This window comes from Streptomyces sp. NPDC002076 (assembly GCF_053593835.1).
The window spans coordinates 218592-240730 of sequence record NZ_JBSFDI010000012.1 but is presented as its reverse complement, the minus strand read 5'-3'; the positions used below and the strand labels follow the sequence as shown (position 1 = coordinate 240730).

The 22139-nt window shown below is 72.8% G+C and carries 17 protein-coding genes and 1 pseudogene; 6 read left to right on the top strand and 12 right to left on the bottom strand.

Annotated features, from left to right (window positions below; genetic code table 11):
* Positions 1–36: 36 nt before the first annotated feature.
* Positions 37–714, bottom strand: coding sequence for a response regulator transcription factor (locus ACWCQS_RS25805; RefSeq protein ID WP_020940464.1), 678 nt, complete (start codon positions 712–714; stop codon positions 37–39).
* 504 nt (positions 715–1218) lie between these two features.
* Between ACWCQS_RS25805 and ACWCQS_RS25800 the strand changes: the two genes are divergently transcribed.
* Positions 1219–2724, top strand: a complete 1506-nt coding sequence (locus tag ACWCQS_RS25800; RefSeq protein ID WP_388631858.1) for an oligopeptide:H+ symporter — start codon at positions 1219–1221, stop codon at positions 2722–2724.
* 90 nt (positions 2725–2814) lie between these two features.
* Here the strand turns inward: ACWCQS_RS25800 and ACWCQS_RS25795 are convergent, their stop codons facing one another.
* The 7 genes and pseudogenes from ACWCQS_RS25795 to ACWCQS_RS25765 all read right to left on the bottom strand — a co-directional run bounded on the left by ACWCQS_RS25795 (position 2815) and on the right by ACWCQS_RS25765 (position 10756).
* Positions 2815–4092: a hypothetical protein gene (locus ACWCQS_RS25795; RefSeq protein WP_451006634.1), complete on the bottom strand. Its 1278-nt coding sequence runs from the start codon at positions 4090–4092 to the stop codon at positions 2815–2817.
* Positions 4089–5174 (bottom strand): hypothetical protein, encoded by a 1086-nt coding sequence (locus tag ACWCQS_RS25790; protein WP_451006633.1) that lies wholly within the window; start codon positions 5172–5174, stop codon positions 4089–4091. The genes ACWCQS_RS25795 and ACWCQS_RS25790 overlap by 4 nt, the downstream gene beginning before the upstream one ends.
* 620 nt (positions 5175–5794) lie before the next feature.
* A pseudogene (locus ACWCQS_RS25785) lies at positions 5795–6586 on the bottom strand (COG1470 family protein); the annotation flags it as partial.
* A 388-nt stretch (positions 6587–6974) separates the two neighbouring features.
* The gene (locus ACWCQS_RS25780; protein ID WP_451006632.1) at positions 6975–7658 is read right to left on the bottom strand and encodes an LPXTG cell wall anchor domain-containing protein; all 684 of its coding nucleotides are present in this window, start codon (positions 7656–7658) and stop codon (positions 6975–6977) included.
* Between the two features lie 185 nt (positions 7659–7843).
* Entirely contained in the window at positions 7844–9127 is a 1284-nt protein-coding gene (serS, locus tag ACWCQS_RS25775; RefSeq protein ID WP_451006631.1) for a serine--tRNA ligase, read from the bottom strand.
* Between the two features lie 355 nt (positions 9128–9482).
* Complete coding sequence (locus ACWCQS_RS25770) at positions 9483–10052, bottom strand: ATP-binding protein (protein WP_451006630.1); 570 nt, start codon at positions 10050–10052, stop codon at positions 9483–9485.
* Between the two features lie 326 nt (positions 10053–10378).
* Positions 10379–10756 (bottom strand): STAS domain-containing protein, encoded by a 378-nt coding sequence (locus ACWCQS_RS25765; RefSeq protein WP_451006629.1) that lies wholly within the window; start codon positions 10754–10756, stop codon positions 10379–10381.
* Positions 10757–10998: 242 nt separating this feature from the next.
* On the opposite strand from ACWCQS_RS25765, the gene ACWCQS_RS25760 reads away from it, so the two are divergent.
* The gene (locus tag ACWCQS_RS25760) at positions 10999–11895 is read left to right on the top strand and encodes an RNA polymerase sigma factor SigF (protein ID WP_451006683.1); all 897 of its coding nucleotides are present in this window, start codon (positions 10999–11001) and stop codon (positions 11893–11895) included.
* 310 nt (positions 11896–12205) lie between these two features.
* On the top strand, positions 12206–13780 hold the full coding sequence (locus tag ACWCQS_RS25755; protein ID WP_451006628.1) for a ricin-type beta-trefoil lectin domain protein: 1575 nt from the start codon (positions 12206–12208) through the stop codon (positions 13778–13780).
* 30 nt (positions 13781–13810) lie between these two features.
* On the opposite strand, the gene hutI is transcribed toward ACWCQS_RS25755, so the two are convergent.
* The 4 genes from hutI to hutU are packed head-to-tail and all read right to left on the bottom strand — an operon-like array spanning position 13811 to position 19234.
* Entirely contained in the window at positions 13811–14986 is a 1176-nt protein-coding gene (gene hutI, locus ACWCQS_RS25750) for an imidazolonepropionase (RefSeq protein ID WP_451006627.1), read from the bottom strand.
* A gap of 20 nt (positions 14987–15006) precedes the next feature.
* Entirely contained in the window at positions 15007–16365 is a 1359-nt protein-coding gene (locus tag ACWCQS_RS25745; RefSeq protein WP_451006682.1) for a formimidoylglutamate deiminase, read from the bottom strand.
* The gene (locus ACWCQS_RS25740; protein WP_451006626.1) at positions 16356–17573 is read right to left on the bottom strand and encodes an allantoate amidohydrolase; all 1218 of its coding nucleotides are present in this window, start codon (positions 17571–17573) and stop codon (positions 16356–16358) included. Before ACWCQS_RS25740 ends, ACWCQS_RS25745 begins: the two co-directional genes overlap by 10 nt.
* The gene (gene hutU / locus ACWCQS_RS25735; protein WP_451006625.1) at positions 17570–19234 is read right to left on the bottom strand and encodes a urocanate hydratase; all 1665 of its coding nucleotides are present in this window, start codon (positions 19232–19234) and stop codon (positions 17570–17572) included. Before hutU ends, ACWCQS_RS25740 begins: the two co-directional genes overlap by 4 nt.
* Positions 19235–19382: 148 nt before the next feature.
* Here hutU and ACWCQS_RS25730 point away from each other — a divergent pair, with 148 nt between their 5' ends.
* The 3 genes from ACWCQS_RS25730 (at position 19383) to ACWCQS_RS25720 (ending at position 22138) form a co-directional block, all read left to right on the top strand.
* Positions 19383–20756 (top strand): diaminopimelate decarboxylase, encoded by a 1374-nt coding sequence (locus ACWCQS_RS25730; protein ID WP_451006624.1) that lies wholly within the window; start codon positions 19383–19385, stop codon positions 20754–20756.
* A 180-nt stretch (positions 20757–20936) separates the two neighbouring features.
* The gene (locus ACWCQS_RS25725; protein WP_388631893.1) at positions 20937–21323 is read left to right on the top strand and encodes a hypothetical protein; all 387 of its coding nucleotides are present in this window, start codon (positions 20937–20939) and stop codon (positions 21321–21323) included.
* Positions 21320–22138 (top strand): transcriptional regulator, encoded by an 819-nt coding sequence (locus tag ACWCQS_RS25720; RefSeq protein WP_451006623.1) that lies wholly within the window; start codon positions 21320–21322, stop codon positions 22136–22138. Before ACWCQS_RS25725 ends, ACWCQS_RS25720 begins: the two co-directional genes overlap by 4 nt.
* The last annotated feature ends 1 nt before the right edge of the window (position 22139 follow it).

The following is a 22139-nucleotide window of genomic DNA, read 5'->3' as shown; positions in this document are numbered from 1 at the left end:
ACCTGAGGTGATCGCTGGTCCCCCGCGCGGGGCTGCTCAGCTCTTCTCGAAGCGGAAGCCCACTCCACGCACCGTGGCGATGTAGCGGGGGTTCGCCGCGTCGTCGCCGAGCTTCTTGCGCAGCCAGGAGATGTGCATGTCGAGGGTCTTGGTGGACGACCACCACGTGGTGTCCCAGACCTCGCGCATCAGCTGGTCGCGCGTGACGACCCGGCCGGCGTCCCGCACCAGGACCCGGAGCAGGTCGAACTCCTTGGCGGTGAGCTGGAGTTCCTCGTCGCCCATCCACGCCCGGTGCGACTCGACGTCGATCCGCACCCCGTGCGTGGCCGGCGGCTGCTGCGGCTCGGCGGCACCGCGCCGGAGCAGGGCCCGTACCCGGGCGAGCAGTTCGGCGAGCCGGAAGGGCTTGGTGACGTAGTCGTCGGCGCCCGCGTCCAGGCCGACGACGGTGTCCACCTCGTCGGCGCGCGCGGTCAGGATGAGGATCGGCACGGTGTGGCCGTCGGCCCGCAGCCGGCGGGCGACCTCCAGGCCGTCCATGCCCGGCAGGCCCAGGTCCAGTACGACCAGGTCGACGCCGCCCTGCATCCCGGCGTCGAGCGCGGTGGGTCCGTCCTCGCGCACCTCGACCTCGTAACCTTCCCGGCGCAGGGCGCGGGCCAGCGGCTCCGAGATGGACGCGTCGTCCTCGGCGAGCAGTACACGGGTCATGCAGTGATGGTAGACCGCCCGCGCACGGTGCTGGGGTGTGATCGCTTCCAGGAACTCTTACCTTCGTACACCGCCGGCACGGCGTTGGTACGAACCATCGCTCTGGGGATGCGATCGTAGGAAGGACCTTCGATTCCGGTCCCGCGGTTCCCCCGACACCTGTGATCCGCGTCTCAAGTCCTTCCATATCCGGCAGTGTCCTGTCTTAAAGTGACCTGAACGCCTGTAGTACACCAGGGGACCTTCGGCGGGCAGATGACGCTGGGGGTCTCTTTTGTGTGCGGGCTGATCAAGATCAGCCCTGAAAGGAATGACCTCTGGCCGGGCTCCGCAGCGCATCGCCGCGCGACGGGGCGTGGATCCCGGTGGTCGCCGTCCACCGCCTCCGAGACCCGGATGCGGAATCCCCTCGGGCGTTGGGGGCGGACGACCGACCGTGCCGGTGCCGGCCCCCGCCGGGCGCGCAACGCTCCACAAGCGCGTCCCGACCAGCAAGGAACGACCATGGCGTCCAGCCTGACGAAGGACTCGGTCCGCCCGGGCACCCCCGGGTCCGAGAAGACCTTCTTCGGCCACCCCCGCGGCCTGGCCACTCTCTTCATGACCGAGATGTGGGAGCGTTTCTCCTACTACGGCATGAGGGCTCTGCTCCCGCTGTACCTGGTGGCTCCGGGCGGCCTGCACCTGAGCGCGGGCACGGCCACCGCGATCTACTCGGTGTACGTGTCGCTCGTGTACCTGCTCGCCCTGCCCGGCGGCTGGGTCGCGGACCGCTTCCTCGGCCCCCGCAAGACGGTCGCCGTCGCGGGCATCGTCATCATGCTCGGCCACCTGTGCCTCGCACTGCCCGTGGCCGCCAGCTTCTTCGTCGGCCTGGGTCTCGTCGCCATCGGTTCGGGTCTGCTGAAGGCCAACATCTCCACGATGGTCGGCCACCTCTACAAGGGCCCGGACGACCCGCGCCGGGACGGTGGCTTCACCCTCTTCTACATCGGCATCAACCTCGGTGCCTTCGCCGCTCCGCTGGTCATCGGCACCGTCGGTGAGAACGTCAACTGGCACTTCGGCTTCGCGCTGGCCGCGCTCGGCATGGCGCTGGGTCTGGCCCAGTACCTGCTCGGCGGCCGCCACCTGAACCCGAAGAGCAGCGAGGTCCCGACCCCGCTCACCGCCGCGGAGAAGTCCGCCACCCTGCGCAAGGGCCTGATCTGGCTGGTCATCGCCGCGGTCTTCTACGGCCTCGTCGGCGGCACCGGCCACTTCACCCTGAACTGGGCGCTGATCCCGCTCACCCTGATCGGCCTGATCGTCCCGATCCTGGTCATCGCCCGCATCCGCCGGGACAAGGACCTGGACTCGGCCGAGAAGTCGAAGGTGTCGGCGTACATCTGGTTCTTCGTCGCCGCCGCCGTCTTCTGGATGATCTACGACCAGGGCGGCTCGACCCTGTCGCTCTTCGCGGACAGCTCGGCCAAGAACTCGATCGCCGGCTGGACGTTCCCGGTCTCCTGGTACCAGTCGGTCAACCCGGTCATGATCATGGCGCTGGCGCCGGTCTTCGCCTGGCTGTGGCTGTGGCTGAACCGCCGTGGCAAGGAGCCGAGCACGATCGTGAAGTTCGCCTCCGGTCTGGTGCTGATCGGTGCGTCCTTCTTCCTCTTCCTCGCCCCGCTGTCGATCGCCGAGGGCGGTCACAAGGCCGCGGCGATGTGGCTGGTCGCGATCTACTTCGTGCAGACCGTCGGTGAGCTGACGCTGTCTCCGGTGGGTCTGTCCGTCACGACGAAGATGGCGCCGAAGAAGTACGCCTCGCAGATGATGGGCGTCTGGTTCCTCGCGGTCACCGCGGGCGACTCGGTCACCGCGCTGGTGTCCAACCCGGCCATCGGCGGCGTCAACCTCGACAAGATGGGCTTCGTCGCCCTGGAGGCCGTGCTCGCCGTCGTCGCCGGTGCGGCGGTGTGGATCTACCGCAAGAAGGTCAACAAGCTGATGGGCGACGTGCACTAGTCGTCCGGACCTGGCTTGGAGAGGGCCGCCGCATCCCTGTGGGTGCGGCGGCCCTCTTTCATGTCAGGAGGGTCGGCGAGGTCAGGGGGGTCAGCGTGCCCTTCGTTTCGGCATGAACGTGAACACCGCGCCGCCCAGCAGGATCGCCGTGCCCGCCACCAGGCCGAGGGCCTTCAGCACGCCGTGGTCGCTCGCGCCGGTCTGGGCGAGCCCGCCGGAGCCGGAGGTGCTGCCGCCGCCGCTCGTCGAGCCGCCGGAGGTGGACGTGCCTCCGGACGCGCCGCCCGGCTGCCGGCTGGTGTCCAGGGTGAGCGAGACCTCCGTCTTCGTCGGCGTGCACGTCGTGGTCGTACCGAGCGCCTTGACCGTCAGGACGCCCGGGGACAGCGTCGAGGTGCCGCTCGCGCCGGGCTTGTAGGTGCCGGTGAGGTCGGGGATCTCGATCGGGTCGCCGGACTTGATGTCCTTCGCGTTCGTCGGCCCCTCCACATGCACCGTGCCCTTGTCGGCGCCGCCCAGCACCACCTCCATGGACGGCTTCACGGACCCCTTCGGGATGTCGGCGGGGCTGTTCATGACCGACTTCTTGAACTGCACGGTGAGATCGAAGTTCCCGCCGTTCCTCTTCGCGTTGATCTGCACCGGCGAGGTCGCGTTCTTGTCGCCGATCGGGGTCTTGCAGGCGTAGGGGATCTGCACCTCCTTGCCGGTGTAGTCGGTCTGCCCGCTGCCGCCGGTCGCCGTGGCGGTGGCCGACTGGGTGGGGGTGCCCGACCGGGTCGGGGTCGTGGACTGCGTCGGTGTCGCACTGGACGTGCTGCCGCCGCCGTCACCCCCGGTCACCTGGATGGTCGCCGCCTTCTGCACGGTCTCCTTCGGTGTGCACTTGGTGTCCGTCGACATGGCGTTGACGGTGTACGCGTCCGGTGTCAGCGTCACCTCGCCGGCCGTCGTCAGCTTGATGCTGCCCTTCATGTCGGACAGCACCATGGCGCCGCCCTTGGGGATCGCGGGGTTCGTGCGCGTCCCCTGCATGGCGATGTCGGCGACCTGCGCACCGGCCGCCTTCAGCACGCCGGACGGCTGGACGGAGTTCGCGGGCAGGTCGATGATGTCGGGATTCTTGGACGCGGCCTGCACGAACTTCCACACGACGTCCACCGTGTCGCCGACCTTCGCCGTGGCCGGGGCCGTGATGTCGACCTTCGTGGTGCCGTCGATCGGGCTGATGCCCGCGGGTGGCACACAGTGGGTGGCGTACGACACCTCGGCCGCCTGCGCGGGGCTCGCGGCGAGGCCGAGCAGGACGCCCGCACCGCTCAGCGCCAGCGCGGCGCCCGCGGCCGTACCTCTCCTTCGGATGCTCACGTCGGTCCTTTCCTGGTGGGAGTCGTGGGACTCGTCGGGCTGTCGGAGTGCGGTGCGGAGAGCCGGCCGACCGGGTCACCCGGGACGGAGTCCGGGGCGAACCACGGCAGGGTCGGGTTCGTGGGGGGCGGTTCGGTGGTACGGCCGCCGGTGCGGGGCAGCCGGGGGAGCCGGGGCAGGCGCAGGGTGCGGGTGAGGCGGGCGGCAGCCGGGTGGCGCGGGCGCACCCGGTCCACCACGGCCATGCCGACGCGGAACAGCGCGGCCGGGACGACCAGGCAGAGCAGGATCCAGAACAGCGTCACGCCCCAGGGGCGGCCCACGCCCCAGGGCTGTTCGGCGAGGACCCTGCCGTCGTACTTCAGGGAGACGGTGTAGTCGCCGTGCGCCCCGGCGGACAGCTCGACCGGCAGTCTGACCTCGGCCTTCCGTCCGGGCGCCAGGGTGCCGTGCCACTGCCGGTCGTCCCACTGCGGCGCGAAGACGCCGTGCGCCGAGCCGACTTGGAACACCGGGTCCTTGATAGCGCCGGTGCCGGTGTTGCCGACGGTGAGGACGAGGGTGCGGCTCGGCGGCGCCCCGAACCAGGTGAGCAGTCCGCTCGACCCGGTCAGCCGCGTGTCCGAGAGAATGGCCAGCCGCCCTCCGGACTGTTCGGCGGGCAGCGGGGCGACGGGATGCCCGGCGATCTGCAGGACGGCGTCCGCCTCGGCCTTGGCGCCGGTGACGGTGGCCACGTGCACCACACAGGGGCAGGGCACGGGAGGTTCGGCGACCGGAAGCTTCCGGCTGAAGGCCCCCTGGGCGTCGGTGGTCACGGCCCGCCCGTCGCCGTTGGCGCAGGAGTTGGTGCCACCGATGACACCCCGGGCCGGTGTGGCCCGCCCACACACCAACACCATCAGCAACGTGCGCGCCCTCCAGCCACTGCCCGTGACGGTGACCGAGCCACCGGCACCGGCCTGAGCCACCGACAGCTTCACGACGGGGCCGTCCGCCGCGGACACCGGACCACCGACAAGCAGCCCAAGCACAGCCACGAGCACCGTCACCGGCAGCAGAATCCTTGCCTTCCCGCTCACTGCACCGCACCTTCCGTCAACTCACCGCCGTGCCCACCACCGGGTGCCGGACCGGTGGGTGGCCCCCCGGCGGCTTCCACCCAGCCGGGCCACCTCGGGCCTCCCGACGCCGGACCGGGTGCCGGGGCCCCCGGCACCAGCGGGCGGGTTGTGCGGCCTTCGGGGGCCGGGCCGACGCGGTGCGGCGAGGTGAAGGCCGAAGTGCCGGCCGGCAAGGGACCAGCGGAGAAGCCCCGAGCCGCCGGGCCGTCGGGGGCCGCCACACCAGGCGTCGGAACACCCGCCGTCACCGGGCCGGTCACAGAGCCTTCAAGGGCCCGGCCGTCGAGGGGCTGCGGGGTGGAGGCCGAAGTGCCGGTCGGCAAGGGACCAGCGGAGAAGCCCCGAGCCGCCGGGCCACCGGGGGCCGCCACACCAGGCATCGGAACACCCGCCGTCACCGAGCCCGTCACAGAGTCCTCGAGGCCCTGACCGTCGAGGGGCGGCGCGATGGAGGCCGAAGTGCCGGTCGGCAAGGGACCGGAGGAGGAACTCCCGGCCGCCGGGGCGTCGGAGGCTGGGGCACCGGGCGTCGGGATGTCCGGGGCCGAGTCCTCGGGTGCCGGGTGGTGGGAGGGCCTGGGGTGGCGCCGCCTGCGGACTGTGAGCACCGCGATCGCTCCCGCGAGCAACGCGCCGCCCGCCACCGCCGGCCACGGCACGAACCGGGCCGACGTGGTCGCCGTGTCGTGGGCTCCGCCCGGGGCCGTGACCGTCAGCCGTACGTCGACCGCGTCCAGCGCGGGCCGGTCGGGCCAGGGCTCGGTGAGCTTCACGCGGGCGCCGGGGCGCAGGTGGACGGGCAGGGTGCGGGGCGCGCGGTCCAGGACCCGGCCGAGGACGCCGTCCACGCGCACCGCGAGCCTCGGCACCAGGACGGTCGTACCGCGGTTGACCAGCTCGTACGTGATGCCCTCGGCGTGCACGGCGACGTGCTCGACGGTCAGCGCGGCGAGCGCCGGGCCACCGACGCGCAGCCGGACCGGGACGGTGGCCGTACGCCCCCGCGTGTCCCGCGCGACGACGGCACCCGAGCGGTCGCCGGGCGCGGCCCCGGCCGGCACGGTCACCGTGAAGGGCACCTCGGCGCGGGTGCGGGCCGGAACGCGTATCCCGTGCTCGGCCTTGTCGGCGAAGACGGTCCGCAGGCCGCTTCCGGACAGCCGCACGACGACCGGCGCCCGCCCGGGATTGGTGACGGCCACCGTGTCCTGCAGCACCGACCCCGGCGGACCCTCGGCGTAGAAGGACGGACGACCACCGCCCGCGGGCGCGACGGACCACCGCGCGGGTGTGGCTGAGGCGCCGGGCGCGGCACCCAGCACGGTGCACAGGCACAGGGTCGCGGGCAGGACGACGCGGGCCGGGAGCAGCGCCTTGGTCCGGAGCGGGCGCCGGTGGCTGGTCGGGGCGCGGGACCCTGGCGGGCGTCGGCGGCGCGGCAGAGCGCGGCTCAGCGCGCGGGTCAGAGCACGGCTCAGCGCGTGGGTCAGAGCGCGGACGGCGGACGGCATGGGCGGCTCCAGCGGTTGGCCCGAACTTCGGCGGTGGCCCGCGGGCTTCGGCGATCGACCTGGGCTTCGGCGATGGGTCTGGGCTTCGCCGACGACCTGGCCTCGGCGACGACCTCGGCTTCGGCGACTGCCCCCGGCTTCAGCAGTCGCCCGAGCCTCGGCAGCTACCGGCTTGAGCCGTTGCCCGAGCTGGTGCGGCTACCGGGCTCCACCGGGCGGCCCGGGTTTCGGTGGTCGTCGGTCCGGGTCAGCGCCGGGACGGCTGGCCACGGCGGGTCAGCCAGAGCGTGCCCGCCGCTCCGGCGAGGAGCACCGTGCCGCCGAGTGTGCCGAGGGCGATCGCGCTGTCCTCGGGGCCGGTCTGCGGGAGCTGTCCGCCGGAGGAGGAGCCGCCCGAGGCCGAGGAGGACGACGATCCGCCGGCCGCCGTCACGTCCAGCGTGAGCCCCGGCTTGGGGCTGTTGGTCGGCGTGCAGGTAGTCGTAGTACCGAGCGCCTTGATGATCAGCGTGCCCGGCGTGAAGGTGACCTTGCCGGTCTTCTTCGGCGTGTACGTGCCGGTCAAGTCGCTGATCTTGATCGGGGTGTTGGCGGGGATCGCGGCCGCGTTGGCGGGCCCGCTGACCGGCAGTGTGCCGCTGTCGGCGCCGCCCAGCACGATGCTCGCGCTCGGGGTCATCGCGCCCTTGCCCAGCTCGACCGGGCTGGAGGAGACGCCCTTCTGCCAGGACATGGTGATCTTGTAGCCACTGCCGCTCTTGACGCCCGTCATGTCGATGGGCGAGACGGCGCTCTTGACGCCGATCGGGGTCTGACAGCGGTAGTTGACGTCAACGACGTCGGCGTGGGCCGCCGGCGCGGCCAGCAGCACCGCCGAGCCGGCCAGGGCCGCGGCGGACGCGAGCGCGGCGGTTCGTTTCGGGTACGACACGGTCGGTCCACCCCATTCGTTCCGGATTCGTTCGGACGAGCAGTTCCTGACGACGTATCAGATTTGGCCGTCAAGGTACGCCCGGCGCCGCGAGGAGGGAAGACGCAGCACACGCCGGAGTTGTGGCGATCCGGCGTGTGTGACGCGTGGCTGGAGTGGAGGGTGGGCCCGGGCCGGCCCGGGCCTCAGGGCCTGCGCAGCACCTCCGGCAGGCCCCAGCGCCGCAGCACCTCGGGCACGGCGACGCTGCCGTCGGCCCGCTGGTGCTGTTCCAGGAGGGCCGGCACCAGACGGCTGGTGGCCAGGCCCGAGGCGTTGAGGGTGTGGACGTACCCGGCCCTGCCGCCGCCCGCCGGGCGGTACCGGATGCCGCCGCGCCGGGCCTGGTAGTCGCGGGCGTTCGACACCGAGCTGACCTCGACGTAGGCGCCGAGGCTGGGCAGCCAGACCTCCACGTCGTACGTCCTGGCCTGCGCGGCGCTGGTGTCCCCGGCGGCGAGCCGGGTGACCCGGTGGTGCAGGCCGAGGCCGGCCACCAACTCCTCCGCGCGGCCGAGGAGTTCCCGCTGAGCCGCGTCCGAATCGGCGGGCCGTGTGAGCTGGAACAGTTCGACCTTGTTGAACTGGTGCCCGCGCAGGGTGCCCCGCTCGGCAGTGCGGTAGCCGCCGGCCTCCTTGCGGTAACAGGGCGTGTAGGCGACGTACTTGAGCGGCAGCTCGGCCTCGTCGAGGGTCTCGCCGTGGTGCAGGGCGGCCAGCGCGGTCTCGGCGGTCGGCAGCAGGAACCGCTCGGGGCGGCCGTCGGGCGAGCGGTCGGTGACGAAGACGTCGTCCGCGAACTTCGGGAACTGGCCCGCGGTGTAGCCGGCCTGCCAGGTGAGCAGGTGCGGCGGCAGCACGAAGGTGTAGCCCGCCCGCCGGTGGCCGTCCAGGAAGTGGTTGAGCAGGGCCCACTCCAGCGCGGCGCCCTCGCCCCGGTAGACCCAGTTCCCGCTGCCGGCCAGCGCGGCGCCGCGCCGGTGGTCGACCAGTGCGAGGTCCTCGGTGAGCTGCACGTGGTCCCGGGGCGGGAAGCCGAACTCCGGACGGGTGCCCTCGGTGCGGACGACCTCGTTGTGCTCCTTGCCGCCCGCGGGCACGTCCGGGTCGGGGAGGTTCGGCAGGCCGTCGAGGAACGCGCGGTGTTCGGCGTCCAGCCTGCCGTGCGCGGCGGTCGCCTCCGCGACCCGGCCGGCCAGTTCCGCGGCCCTGCCGAGGAGTTCGTCCGCCGGTTCGCCGGCCCGGCGGCGGGCCGCGACGTCCGCCGAGACGCGGCGCCGTTCGCCGCGCAGCCGCTCCAGGGCCGTACGGGCCTCGCGCAGCCGTTCGTCGAGGTCGAGGAAGGCGTCGAGGTCCACGTCGAGGCCTCGCTTGGCGAGGCCTTCGCGGACGCGTCGGGGGTGCTGTCGGATGAGGGTGACGTCAAGCATGGTGCTGCCCAACTGGTCGGCGGGGCGGCACGGTCCGCCCCGGGTCGGTGCCCTCGGGGCGTGGGCGAGAGGGTGCTCGCGGTGCCACCACGCCTTCGCCGTCTACGACGGCCTCGTCGGGCCCGATGACGGGGGCCGGCCGGCGGGGCATGGGGGCCGTCGTGGCGCGGCGGTCCGTTCCTCCCCGCACTCGGGAGGGGATTCACACCGGGGTGCGAGGCCGCCTTCACAGCGGGTGGCGGCTCTCTCGGCTCGCTGGGCCCGGGCTACTCGTCTCCGTCAGCGCGTTGCACCCAGGGTAGGAAGGCTCGTACCCACAGGAAAGCGAATTTCCGCGCGCTCCGAAGCGGGGCGCTCACGCCGGGGCACCCAGCTCCGCCCACACCGTCTTGCCCGGCCGGCCCGCGGCGCGTACGACACCCCAGTCCAGGCACAGCCGCTGCACGATGAACATGCCGTGGCCGCCGGGGCGGCCGGCGCGGTGCGGGGTGCGAGGGGCCGGCTGGCCGGCACCGCGGTCCGAGACCTCGATCCGGATCACCTTGTTGTCGCAGGCCAGGAGCAGTTCGTCGGGGCCCTCGGCGTGCAGGCAGGCGTTGGTGACCAGTTCGGAGACGACGAGCAGCACATCCTCGGCCGCGGCTCGCCGGTCGGCGCCCGCGGCGGGCAGCCAGCCCCATGCGTACAGCGCCTGGCGGGCGAAGTCGCGGGCGAGCGGTACGACCCCGCTCTCGCCCGCGAGGCCGATCCTGCGGACCTGCGGCCCGCCGGTGCCCTGAGTGCCGTCGGCGGGGCCGGGCGGCACGGACGGCGCGGCTGCCCCCGTGGGCGCGCCTGTCGTCGGCGCACCCTCCTCGGACGCCCCGGAAGCGCCGCTGGGCTCCGGGCCGCGGTCGCCCGGCGAGCAAGGCCGGGTGGTGCTCATCAGCGCTTCACCTCACCGATTCACCAGTTCAGATTCAAAGGGCCGGCACTGCTCCGTGCCGGCCGGTCCGTACGTCGTCCGCCCGCTGTGCGCAGGCCCTCCGGCCGCTGTCCGCGCGGGGTGTCCCGCTCGCCCGTCCGTCGCACGTACGTCCCGTCCAGTCGTTTCGCCGGTGCCGGGGCGGTCCGGGCCGGCGGTCGTCAGGGGGTTCCCCGCCTTCTCCTGCCCTCTCCTGCCCGGCCGATCCGGCACAACACCCCCGTTTTCGGCGTGCCGGAAACGGGCGCCCGGGGCCGGTGGCGCGCGGGAGGGCGGGGACGGCGGACTCAGCCGGCGCCGTCGGCCAGGGCCGCCTCCACGGAGTCGTGCACGGTGAAGACCGCCTCGGCTCCGGTGATCTCGAACACACGGGCGACCACCGGCTGCATCCCCGCCAGATGGACCCCGCCCCCGGCGGCCTCGGCCTTCAACCGGGCTCCGAGCAGGACGTTCAGCCCCGTGGAGTCGCAGAACTCCAGGCGGGTGCAGTCCACGACGAGGCGTGAGAAGCCCTTGGCCAGAAGGTCGTCGAGAGGCTCACGCAGAAGATCGGCGGTGTGGTGATCGAGCTCACCCGCCGGTGTCACAACGGCGCTGGAGCCCTCTTCCCGCACCTCCACCAGAAGCCGGCCCGACTGTGCGCTGCCGACCGTCCCGTGGTCCATGCCGTCTCTCCCGAGGTCGCGGACGCTGACTGGTCTCGAACATTACGCCCTCCCTGCACACTCCGGCACCTGAAGAACCTCACAGAACCGGACATACCCGAACAGGACGCACTTGCGATCGGCTCGGTCGAGCAGGTAGGGCTAGTAGGACACCTACTCCTACACGCCGGCTTCGGAGGCGCCGCACACCGCAGTGCACGCATGGCTTCGGCAGCCGTATGCCGAGAACGATGGAGGACACCATGTCACCCCGGCTCGACGCATCGCATACCCCGCTCGCGACGTCGACACCCCCACCGGAACAACTGGATCATCCCATCGACGCCCTCGAGCCCTTCGAGGGACTCCCGGAGATCCCCCCGTACGACGAGATCGGCCCGGTCGACGCGCGGGCCCTGTCCAAGACCCTCTTCGAGCGCCTTCAGTCGCTGGAGGAAGGGACGCACGAGTACTCGTACGTCCGCAACACGCTCGTCGAGCTCAACCTCGCGCTCGTCAAGTTCGCCGCCTCCCGCTTCCGCTCCCGCAGCGAGCCGATGGAGGACATCATCCAGGTCGGCACCATCGGCCTGATCAAGGCGATCGACCGCTTCGAGCTCTCCCGCGGGGTCGAGTTCCCGACCTTCGCGATGCCGACCATCATCGGCGAGATCAAGCGTTTCTTCCGCGACACCTCGTGGTCCGTGCGCGTTCCGCGCAGGCTGCAGGAGCTGCGCCTGGACCTGGCCAAGGCCGGGGACGAGCTGGCCCAGCGGCTGGACCGGGCCCCGACCGTCCAGGAGCTGGCCGAGAGGCTCGGCATCTCCAACGACGAGGTCGTCGAGGGCATGGCCGCCTCGAACGCGTACACCGCCTCCTCGCTGGACGCCCAGCCCGAGGAGGACGAGACGGAGGGCGCGCTCGCGGACCGCATCGGGTACGAGGACCACGGGCTGGAGGGCATCGAGTACGTCGAGTCCCTCAAGCCGCTGATCGCCGAACTCCCGCAACGGGACCGGAAGATCCTCTCCCTGCGGTTCGTGGCGAACATGACCCAGTCGGAGATCGGCGAGGAACTCGGCATCTCCCAGATGCACGTGTCCCGGCTGCTGTCGCGCACGCTGGTACGGCTGCGCAAGGGTCTGACACTCGAGGAGTGACCTCCGCGTCCGCTGCTGTGACGCCTGCGCAGCGGCCCGGCCACCGATGCCGGGCCGCTGCGGCGTTCCGCCGCCGGACCCACCTCTCCGAGTGGCACGGGTATCCCGGACTGCGCATGCCAATCCCGGTTCCGGGCCGCTCTTCCGGCCAACTCGCCCCGTGGTCCCAACCGTTATGTGGTTACCCGCGGAAACCTCTTTTCCCGGCCGCCCCCCTCGACCACTATGGCCCCCCTAACTGGCTACTGGCCGGTATGTCAGACCGGGGCCGCAACGGCGCGGTGCCCGGGGGTGCGAGGAGGCTGGACGCATGGCTCAGGGGGACGGGGCCGGAACGGGCGGAACCGAGACGGGCGACACCGGGACGCCCGGGGAACTCGAGAACGCGCCGGACACCCGGCTGACCGAACTGCTCCGCTCCCCCACGGCGACGGCGTACCCCGCCCTGCAGGAACTGCGCCGCCGGCACGACCCGGCGGTCCTGGTCTACGCCCGGCTGTGCGCCGCGGGAGAGTCGGCCGCCCGCCGGCTGGCGGCCGAGGTCTTCACCACGGCGGCCCGCGAGACGGCCCGCGGCGTCGACCCCGCCGTCCCGCTGCGCCACCGGCTGCTGCTGCTCACCGCACGGCTGGCGGCCGGCTGGGCGCGCGACGAGCGCTCCGCCGGCCTCGACCCCGGACTGCTGCTCGTCCTGAACGCCTCCGGCCTGCCCGAGGGCCCCACCCCGCCGCTGCTCCCGGCGTTCCGCTCGCTGCCCTCCCGTACCCAAGGCCTGATCTGGTACGGCGTGCTGGAGGCGGAGCCGCAGGACCGCACCGCCGCCTTCCTCGGCCTGAGCGGCGTCGACGTGGCCTACGGCACCCCGCAGGCCCTCAAGGCCCTGGCCCAGGCCTGTCTGCGCCACCGTCTCGCCGCCTCCGACGACCCGCGCTGCGCCGACTTCCGCCGGCTGATCGAGGAGGCGGTACGGCCGGACGGCCCGCGCCACAGCGCCGACCTGGACGCCCACATGGCCCGCTGCCCGCACTGCACGGCCGCGTTCGAGGATCTGCGGGCCCTGCGGGACTCGCCCCGGCAGGCCCTGGCGGAGGGCCTGCTGCCGTGGCAGGGAACGGCGTACATACGCGCCGCGGAACCCCCGGCCGCCCCCCGCCTCGCCGCCGTACGTCCGTCCTGGCCGCCCCGGCGCCGTGTCCTGCTGGCCTCGGCGGCCCTGGGCGTGGCCCTGACCCCGCTCCTGGTGTTCCTCCTCACCCCGGCACACACCGACGAACAGCAGCCGACCGCGGCGACGCCCACCCCGCCCCCGGTGACGAGGACCGCGACGCCGACGGCCTCGCCCTCCCCGTCCCCGTCGCCGTCCCCCACGAGGTCCCCCTCGCCCAGGCCGTCGTCCGCCACGCCGAGCCCGTCCCGCACGGCCACGCACCCGCCGCACACCCAAAAGCCCACTCCCAAGCCGTCGCCCTCGTTCGCACCGCCCGGCGCCTCCTTCACCCAGGTGGTGAACCTGGCGACGGGCCGCTGCCTGGACATCCGCGACGGCGATGTGTCCCAGGGCAACGACGTCATCACGGCCCCCTGCTCCTCCGCGGACACCCAGCGCTGGCGGTTCGACACCTACCTGGGCGTGCTGCGGTCGGCGGCCGACGACGACTTCTGCCTGGACAGCCGGGGCTCGACCGACCGCGGCGTGGGTATCTGGACCTGCGACTCGGTCTACGGCGGCAACGGCGAGAACCTCCGCTTCACCATCGACCCCGACGGCACGATCCGCCCGAACATCGCCATCGAGACAGCGGTGACCCCGGACGGCCGCTACGACGTGTCCCTCCAGCCTCTGTCCGACGGCGGGGAGCAGCGGTGGCGGGCGGGGGCGCGGTGAGGCGGGCCTTGCTCCGCCGCCGGTCCCCGCTCAGACCACGCGTTCGCCGCGCCGCCACACCCCGCTGACCAGGGGCACGCCCGGGCGGTAGGCGAGGTGGACGTGGCTGGGGGCGTCCAGGAGGGTGAGGTCGGCGCGGGCGCCGGGGGTGAGGTGGCCGACGTCGGTGCGGCGCAGGGCCGCCGCACCGCCCGCCGTGGCCGACCAGACCGCCTCGTCCGGGGTCATCCGCATGTCGCGGACGGCCAGGGCGATGCAGAAGGGGAGCGAGGAGGTGAAGGACGAGCCCGGGTTGCAGTCCGTGGACAGAGCGACCGTGACGCCGGCGTCCAGCAGGCGGCGGGCGTCCGGCCACTCGGCGCGGGTGGAGAACTCGGCGCCCGGCAGCAGGGTGGCGACCGTGTCGCTGTTCGCCAGGGCGTCGACGTCCGCGTCGGTCAGGTGGGTGCAGTGGTCGGCGCTCGCCGCGTCCAGTTCGACGGCCAGCTGGACGCCGGGGCCGTACGAGAGCTGGTTGGCGTGGATACGGGGGTGCAGGCCCTTCGCCCTGCCCGCCGTGAGGATCGCGCGGGCCTGGTCGCCGTCGAAGGCGCCCTTCTCGCAGAACACGTCGATCCAGCGGGCGTGCGGCGCGCAGGCGTCCAGCATCTCGCCGGTGACCAGGGCGACGTAGGCGGCCGGGTCGTCGGCGTAGTCGGGCGGGACGACATGCGCGCCGAGGTACGTCACCTCGTCGGTGTGCCGGGCCGCGAGGCGCAGCGCGCGGTACTCGTCCTCGACGGTCAGGCCGTAGCCCGACTTGGTCTCGAACGTCGTGGTGCCCTGGCGGAGGGCCTCGTCGAGGTAACGGGTGAGGTTGGCCTCCAGGTCCGCGTCGCTCGCCGCCCGGGTGGCCGCGACCGTGGTGCGGATGCCGCCCGCCGTGTAGGAGCGGCCGGACATGCGGGCGTTGAACTCCTGCGTGCGGTCTCCGGCGAAGACCAGGTGCGAGTGGGAGTCCACGAAGCCCGGCAGCACCGCCCGGCCGCCCGCGTCGACCCGATTGTCAGTGGCGGGTGCTTTGCTGGATTCACCGGTCCACGCGACGCGGTCGCCTTCGATGACGACGGCCGCGTCCTGGACCAGGCCCAGGGGGGAGCCGTCACCGAGGGAGGGATCATTGGTGACCAGCGTGGCGATGTTGGTGATGACGGTGCTGCTGCTCATGGTGTCCTCGTGGGTGGTGGTCAGGAGCGAAGGGCTTCGACTGCCCGCGCGAGGGCCTGCGGCACGTCGGGTACGAGCGTATGCGCCCCGTCCCGTACGACATGCCGTCCGCCGACGACCGTATGCCGTACGTCCGCTGCCGTCGCGGCGAATACGGCCGTCTCGGCGCCCAGCCTGGGCAGCGGGCCCGCTGTCCTGACCGAGTCCAGGGCGATCGTCGTGAAGTCGGCGAGGGCGCCGGGCTCCAGGGTGCCGGCCTCGCCCCAGCCGAGAGCCGCGTGGCCGTCGGCGGTGGCGGCCCGCAGCAGGGCGGCGGCCGTCCAGTGGCCCCGGGTGCGGGTGTGCAGCCGCTCGTTCAGCTCCATCGCGCGCGCCTCTTCGAGCAGGTCGATGACGGCGTGGCTGTCGGAGCCGAGGGAGAGCGGGGAGCCGGCCCGCTGCAGGGCGACGGCCGGACCGATGCCGTCGGCCAGGTCCCGCTCGGTCGTCGGGCACATGCAGGTGCCGGTGCCCGAGCCGCCGAGCAGGGCGATGTCCTCGTCGGTGAGATGGGTGTTGTGCACACCGGTGGTGCGCTGCCCGAGGACGCCGTGGTCGGCGAGCAGCCGGGTGGGGGTGCAGCCGTGCGCGGCGAGGCAGGCGTCGTTCTCGGCGGTCTGCTCCGACAGGTGCACATGCAGCGGGGCCCGCCGCTCCTCGGCCCACCGCGCCACGGTCGCCAACTGCCCGGCGGGCACGGCCCGTACCGAGTGAATCGCCGCCCCGATCCGCGCGTGATCCCGCTCCTTGAGAACTGAACAGCGTTCGGCCCAGGCCTCCGCGCTGCCGTCGGAGAACCGCAGCTGGTGGGTGTTCGGCGGCTCGCCACTGTGCTTGTTCAAGATGGCGGAGGACAGGTAACAGGTGTCGAGGAGGGTGATCCGGATGCCGGCCTCGGCGGCGGCGTCGATCAGCGCCTCCCCCATGGCGTTGGGGTCGGCGTAGGGAGTGCCGCCGGGCGCGTGGTGCACGTAGTGGAACTCGCCGACGCAGGTGACGCCGGCCAGGGCCATCTCGGCGTACACCGCGCGCGCCAGGGCGTGGTAGGTGTCCGGGGTCAGATGGTCGGCGACGGAGTACATCACCTCGCGCCAGGTCCAGAAGGTGCCGGAGCCGACCTGGACGGTGCCGCGCAGCGCCCGGTGGAAGGCGTGGCTGTGGGCGTTGGCGAGCCCCGGCAGGGTGAGCCCGCGCAGCACCTCGGCGCCGGGCGGCGGGGTGGGCGCCCCGGTGCGCACGGCACCGATCCGCCCACCCTCGGTCTCGACCACGACCCCCGGCTCGACGCATCGGCCGAGCCAGGCGTGCTCCAGCCAGTAGGTCCGCTTGGTCACCTGCAGGCCAGCCCTTCCAGTACGTCGGCGAGCGCGCACACCCCGGCCACGCAGTCGTCCTCGGCGGCGAACTCGGCCGGGGAGTGCGAGACACCGGTGGGGTTGCGCACGAACAGCATGGCGGTCGGAATGCTGCCGGAGAGGATTCCGGCGTCGTGTCCGGCCCCGGTCCCGAGGACGGGCACCTTCAGGCCGGTGTCCTTGCCCAGGATGCGGCCGAGTTCGTCGCGCAGGGCGTGGTCGAACTCGACGACGGGCGTGAAGGACTCCCGGACGACGTCGAGCTCGATGCCGTGGGCGTCGGCGTACTCCCGCGCGGCCTTCTCGATGCCCCCGACCACCGTGTCCAGGGTGTCCTGGTCGGCGGCGCGGGAGTCGAGCCAGCCGCGCACGAGGGAGGGGATCGCGTTGACCCCGTTGGGCTCCACGGCGATCTTGCCGAAGGTGGCGACGGCACCGGCGAGTTCGGCCTCCCGGCGGGCGGCGAGCACGGTCTCGGCGTAGGACAGCATCGGGTCGCGGCGGTCGACCAGCCGGGTGGTGCCGGCGTGGTTGGCCTCGCCCCGGAAGTCGAACCGCCAGCGGCCGTGCGGCCAGATGGCACTGGCGATGCCGACCCGGTCGCCGGACAGGTCCAGCGCCCGTCCCTGCTCGACGTGCAGCTCGACGAAGGCGCCGATCCGGGCCAGCCGCTCAGGGTCGGCCCCGATGCCCTCGGGGTCGTATCCGGCGGCCTCCATGGCCTGCGGGAGGCTGACCCCGTCGGCGTCGGTGAGCCGGTGGGCCTGCTCGACGGCCAGCTGCCCGGCGGTGAGCCGCGACCCGACACAGGCGAGCCCGAACCGGGCCCCCTCCTCGTCCCCGAAGTTGACGATGGCCAGGGGCTTGGCGAACCGCGCGTTCCTGCTCCGCAGCTCGTCGAGGGCCGCGAAGGAGGACACCACACCGAGGGGTCCGTCGAAGGCACCACCGTCGGGCACGGAGTCCAGGTGGGACCCGGTGACGACGGCGTCCCCGGCGGCGGGGTCACCGAGCCAGGCCCACTGGTTGCCGTTGCGGTCGACCTCGTAGATCAATCCGCGTGCCTCGGCCTGCTCCTTGAACCACGCCCGGCAGTCGGCGTCGGCGCCGGTCCAGGCGTAGCGCCGGTAGCCGCCGGAGGCGGAGCTGCGGCCGATCGGCAGCAGCTCCGCCCACATGCTGTGGAAACTCACGCGTCGTCACCCTCGCGCATGGGCACCCGGACACCGCGCTCCCCGGCCACCGACTCCGCGATGTCGTATCCCGCGTCCACGTGCCGGATGACGCCCATGCCCGGGTCATTGGTGAGCACGCGCCGGATCTTCTCGCCACCCAGCTTCGTGCCGTCGGCCACCGTCACCTGCCCGGCGTGAATGGACCGGCCCATGCCCACGCCGCCACCGTGGTGGATGGAGACCCACGACGCACCGGAGGCCACGTTCACCATGGCGTTCAGCAGTGGCCAGTCGGCGATCGCGTCGGACCCGTCGAGCATGGCCTCGGTCTCGCGGTACGGCGAGGCCACCGAGCCGCAGTCCAGGTGGTCGCGGCCGATCGCCAGCGGAGCGGCGAGCTCGCCGGAGGCCACCATGTCGTTGAAGCGCTCGCCGGCCTTGTCGCGCTCGCCGTAGCCGAGCCAGCAGATGCGCGCGGGCAGCCCCTGGAAGTGGACGCGCTCGCCGGCCATCTTGATCCAGCGGGCCAGGGACTCGTTCTCCGGGAAGAGTTCCAGGATCGCCTTGTCGGTCTTGGCGATGTCGGCGGGGTCGCCGGACAGGGCCGCCCAGCGGAACGGGCCCTTGCCCTCGCAGAACAGCGGGCGGATGTAGGCGGGGACGAAGCCGGGGAAGGCGAACGCCCGGTCGTAGCCTGCCAGTTGGGCCTCGCCGCGGATGGAGTTGCCGTAGTCGAAGACCTCGGCGCCGGCGTCCATGAAGCCGACCATGGCCTCGACGTGCTTCGCCATGGACTCGCGGGCACGGGTGGTGAAGCCGGCCGGGTCCTTCGCGGCGGCGTCGGCCATGTCCTCGAAGGCCACGCCCACCGGCAGGTAGGACAGCGGGTCGTGGGCGGAGGTCTGGTCGGTGACGATGTCGATGGGGGCGTTCATCGCGAGCAGCTGCGGGACCAGCTCGGCCGCGTTGCCGAGGACGCCGATGGACAGCGGGCGGCGGGCGTCGCGCGCCTCGGTGGCCAGCTGGAGCGCGTGGTCGAGGGAGTCGGCCCTGACATCGAGGTAGCGGTGCTCGATGCGGCGCTCGATGGCGCGCGGGTCGCAGTCGATGCAGATCGCGACGCCGTCGTTCATGGTCACGGCGAGGGGCTGGGCGCCGCCCATGCCGCCGAGGCCGGCGGTCAGGGTGATGGTCCCGGCGAGGGTGCCGTTGAACTTCTTCGCGGCGACGGCGGCGAAGGTCTCGTAGGTGCCCTGGAGGATGCCCTGGGTGCCGATGTAGATCCAGGAACCGGCGGTCATCTGGCCGTACATGGTCAGGCCGAGGGCCTCCAGACGGCGGAACTCCTCCCAGTTGGCCCAGTCGCCGACCAGGTTGGAGTTCGCGATCAGGACGCGCGGGGCCCACTCATGGGTCTGCATCACGCCGACCGGGCGGCCGGACTGGACCAGCATGGTCTCGTCCTGCTTGAGGGTCCTCAGGGTGCGGACCATCGCGTCGAAGGAGCGCCAGTCACGGGCTGCCTTGCCGGTGCCGCCGTAGACGACGAGCTTGTCGGGGTGCTCCGCGACCTCCGGGTCGAGATTGTTCTGCAGCATGCGCAGCGCGGCTTCCTGCTGCCATCCCAGGGCGCTCAGTTCCGTGCCGCGCGGTGCTCGTACGGGGCGGGGTCCCGACATCGTCTGCCTCCTCCTGTTGCAATCTCTATTCACATCCTGGCGTTCTGAATAGAACTAGTCAATACATCGGGGCGACCCCGTCCGCGCGCCGTCGGTGTTTGGCTTGATGTACGCGAGACGGGTACGAGGGGACACGAGGGGAGAGACCGTGGAGCGGGACCTCGAAAGGGAAGCGCAGGAGCGCGCCGCACGGCGGGACGAGGCGGTGCGGGCCGCCGTGGAGCAGGGGCTGCTGGGGCCGGACGCGGCCGTGGTGGGGCTGCTGGACGTGACCGGGATCCGGGAGTCGGCGGCGGCGCTGCGCGCGGCCTTCGACGCCGTCGTGCCGCCCGGGACACCGATGCTGCACGCCTTCGCGGTGAAGGCGAGCCCGCTGGTGCCCGTGCTGCGGCTGCTGCACGAGGCGGGCATCGGCGCGGAGGTGGCGAGCCCGGGCGAACTGGCGCTGACCCGCGCGGCCGGAGTGCCGGCGGCCCGGACCGTGCTGGACTCGCCCGCCAAGACCCCGGCCGAGCTGCGCGAGGCGCTGGCCCTGGGGATCGCGGTGAACGCCGACAACCCGCAGGAGCTGGACCGCCTGGACGCCCTGGTGCGGTCCGCGCCGACCGCGTCCCCGCTCGGCCTCCGGGTGAACCCGCAGGTCGGCGGCGGCACGATCGGGGCCACCTCGACGGCGACGGAGACCTCCAAGTTCGGGGTGGCACTGCGCGACGAGGGGGCGCGCGAGTGGGTCGTACGGGCCTATCTGGACCGGCCGTGGCTGACCCGGCTGCACGCGCACACCGGCTCGCAGGGCATCCCGCTGGCGCTGCTGGCACGGGGCGTGGCGGAGACGTACGCGCTCGCGGAGGAGATCAACGAGCGGGCGGGGCGGCGGCAGATCGACACGCTCGACATCGGCGGCGGACTGCCGGTGAACTTCGCGGCCGAGGCGACGGCACCCTCGTACGCGCAGTACGCCCGGCTGCTGGCCGAGGAGGTGCCGGGGCTGTTCGACGGGCGGTACGGGCTGGTGACCGAGTTCGGGCGGTCGCTGCTGGCCAAGCAGGGGACGATGGTGGCCCGGGTGGAGTACGCCAAGAGCGCGGGCGGGCGGCGGATCGCGGTGACACACGCCGGCGTGCAGGTGGCGACGCGGACCGTGTACGCGCCGGGGGCGTGGCCGCTGCGGATCGCCGCGTACGACGCCAAGGGGCGGCCGAAGCCGGGGCCCGAGGTGGTGCAGGACGTGGCCGGGCCGGCCTGCTTCTCGGGCGACCTGCTGGCGGAGGGGCGGGCGCTGCCCCTGCTGGAGCAGGGCGACTACGCGGCGGCGCTGGACACGGGCGCGTACTACTTCGCCCATCACTACGCCTACAACTCCCTTGTCCGGCCGGGTATCTACGGCTTCGCGCCGGACGGCTCGTCGGGCGTCGCCTTCGCGACCGTACGGGAGCCGCAGACCGTCGCCGAGGTGGTGGCGGAGTCCGGCGGGGCGCACACGGACGCGCTCACCACCCTCCCCGCGCCGGGCAGCCGTTGACGCACCCCCGGCACCCCTCGAACGAATGGATCAACTCGCTGGACCCAGAGGCTAGTTGACCCACACTAGTACGCCGGAAGCACGTTCCACTGGAAAATGCCAAAGGCTCCCCCTTTCCCGCGCACGGTGCGTAGTGTCGCTGTCACTCAACCGGAGAACCAGGCGGGAGGGGAACCACCGGTGCCCGGAATCGACGAGTGTCTGCTGGAAGCGATGCGATTGCCCGGTGCCCGGGGAGCGGCGCTGGTGGACTGGACGAGCGGACTGGCCCTCGGCACGGTCGGGGAGGCGCCCGGCGGCGATCACGAGACGACCGCCGCCGAGGCCGCCGAACTGGCCCGGATGGCCGCCGAGCACGGCGCCTTCGCGACCCAGACGGACGACGGGCACCCGACCGTCGAGGACGTGATCGTCAGCAACCGCGACAGCTACCACCTGCTGCGGTTCGTGGACACGACCTTCGACAGCAGTGTCTTCCTGCACCTGTGGCTCGGCCGCGAGGAGGGCAATCTCGCGCTCGCCCGGATCCGGCTCGGCGAGATGGCGGCCCGGCTGGTGCTGGGATGACCCTGGTGCAGATACCTCCGCCCCCGCTGCCGGTGCGGGACAAGTCGGCCGGCCGGGCCCTGTCGCCGATGCTGACCCGGCTCGCCGAGGAGCGCGCCACCGGCGTCCTGGTCCGCGAGCACGGCACCCTGTATCTCGCCGAGGGCCGGGTGGTGCACGCCGAGAGCCCGTTCGCCCCCGGTCTCGACGTGCTCCTCACCGCCCACGGCACCCTCGCGGCCACCGCCTGGCAGCGGGCCGCCGCCGAGACCTCCGGCCCGCTGCAGGCCGCCGAACTCCTGCTGGATTCAGGTGTGTTGCCCGCGGGCGCGCTGGAACTGTGCCATCTGGACGCGCTCTACGACGCCGGGTACTTCGCGCTGGCCCCGAGCAGCGCCCCGGGCCGCTTCCGCTACGACCGCGCGCCCCGCCTCGGCCCGCTGCCCTCGGTGCCGGTCGTCGCCCTGGAACGCGAGACGCTGCGCCGCCGGCTGCTGCTGCACCGGCTGTGGCCCGACCCGGCCGCCGACACCGCCCCGCTGATCCGCGCGGACCCGGCCGCCGCACGGGCTGCCGCGCCGGTCACGCCCCGGCAGCGGGCGGTCCTGGACCGCGTGGACGGCGTCCGCACGGCCGCCGGGATCGCCCGGAACCTGGGCCGGCAGGCCTTCCACACGCTGGTCGACGTACGCCGGCTCGTGTCCGCCGGCCATGTCGCACCGGCGGCACCCGTCACACCCGTCGTCACGGCGCTCGCACCGCCGCTCCCACCCCCGGTCACCGACCCCGACATCGCGCTGCTGAAGAGGCTCAGGGATGCGCTGGAGGCGCTTTGAA

Bases quoted from the DNA above. Each gene is read 5' to 3' on its own strand.
- ACWCQS_RS25770 (WP_451006630.1), bottom strand. From the start codon at position 10,052: ATGAGCACCACCCGGCCTTGCTCGCCGGGCGACCGCGGCCCGGAGCCC.
- ACWCQS_RS25755 (WP_451006628.1), top strand. From the start codon at position 12,206: ATGGCTCAGGGGGACGGGGCCGGAACGGGCGGAACCGAGACGGGCGAC.
- serS (WP_451006631.1), bottom strand. From the start codon at position 9,127: ATGCTTGACGTCACCCTCATCCGACAGCACCCCCGACGCGTCCGCGAA.
- ACWCQS_RS25760 (WP_451006683.1), top strand. From the start codon at position 10,999: ATGTCACCCCGGCTCGACGCATCGCATACCCCGCTCGCGACGTCGACA.
- ACWCQS_RS25765 (WP_451006629.1), bottom strand. From the start codon at position 10,756: ATGGACCACGGGACGGTCGGCAGCGCACAGTCGGGCCGGCTTCTGGTG.
- ACWCQS_RS25805 (WP_020940464.1), bottom strand. From the start codon at position 714: ATGACCCGTGTACTGCTCGCCGAGGACGACGCGTCCATCTCGGAGCCG.
- hutI (WP_451006627.1), bottom strand. From the start codon at position 14,986: ATGAGCAGCAGCACCGTCATCACCAACATCGCCACGCTGGTCACCAAT.
- hutU (WP_451006625.1), bottom strand. From the start codon at position 19,234: ATGTCGGGACCCCGCCCCGTACGAGCACCGCGCGGCACGGAACTGAGC.
- ACWCQS_RS25720 (WP_451006623.1), top strand. From the start codon at position 21,320: ATGACCCTGGTGCAGATACCTCCGCCCCCGCTGCCGGTGCGGGACAAG.
- ACWCQS_RS25800 (WP_388631858.1), top strand. From the start codon at position 1,219: ATGGCGTCCAGCCTGACGAAGGACTCGGTCCGCCCGGGCACCCCCGGG.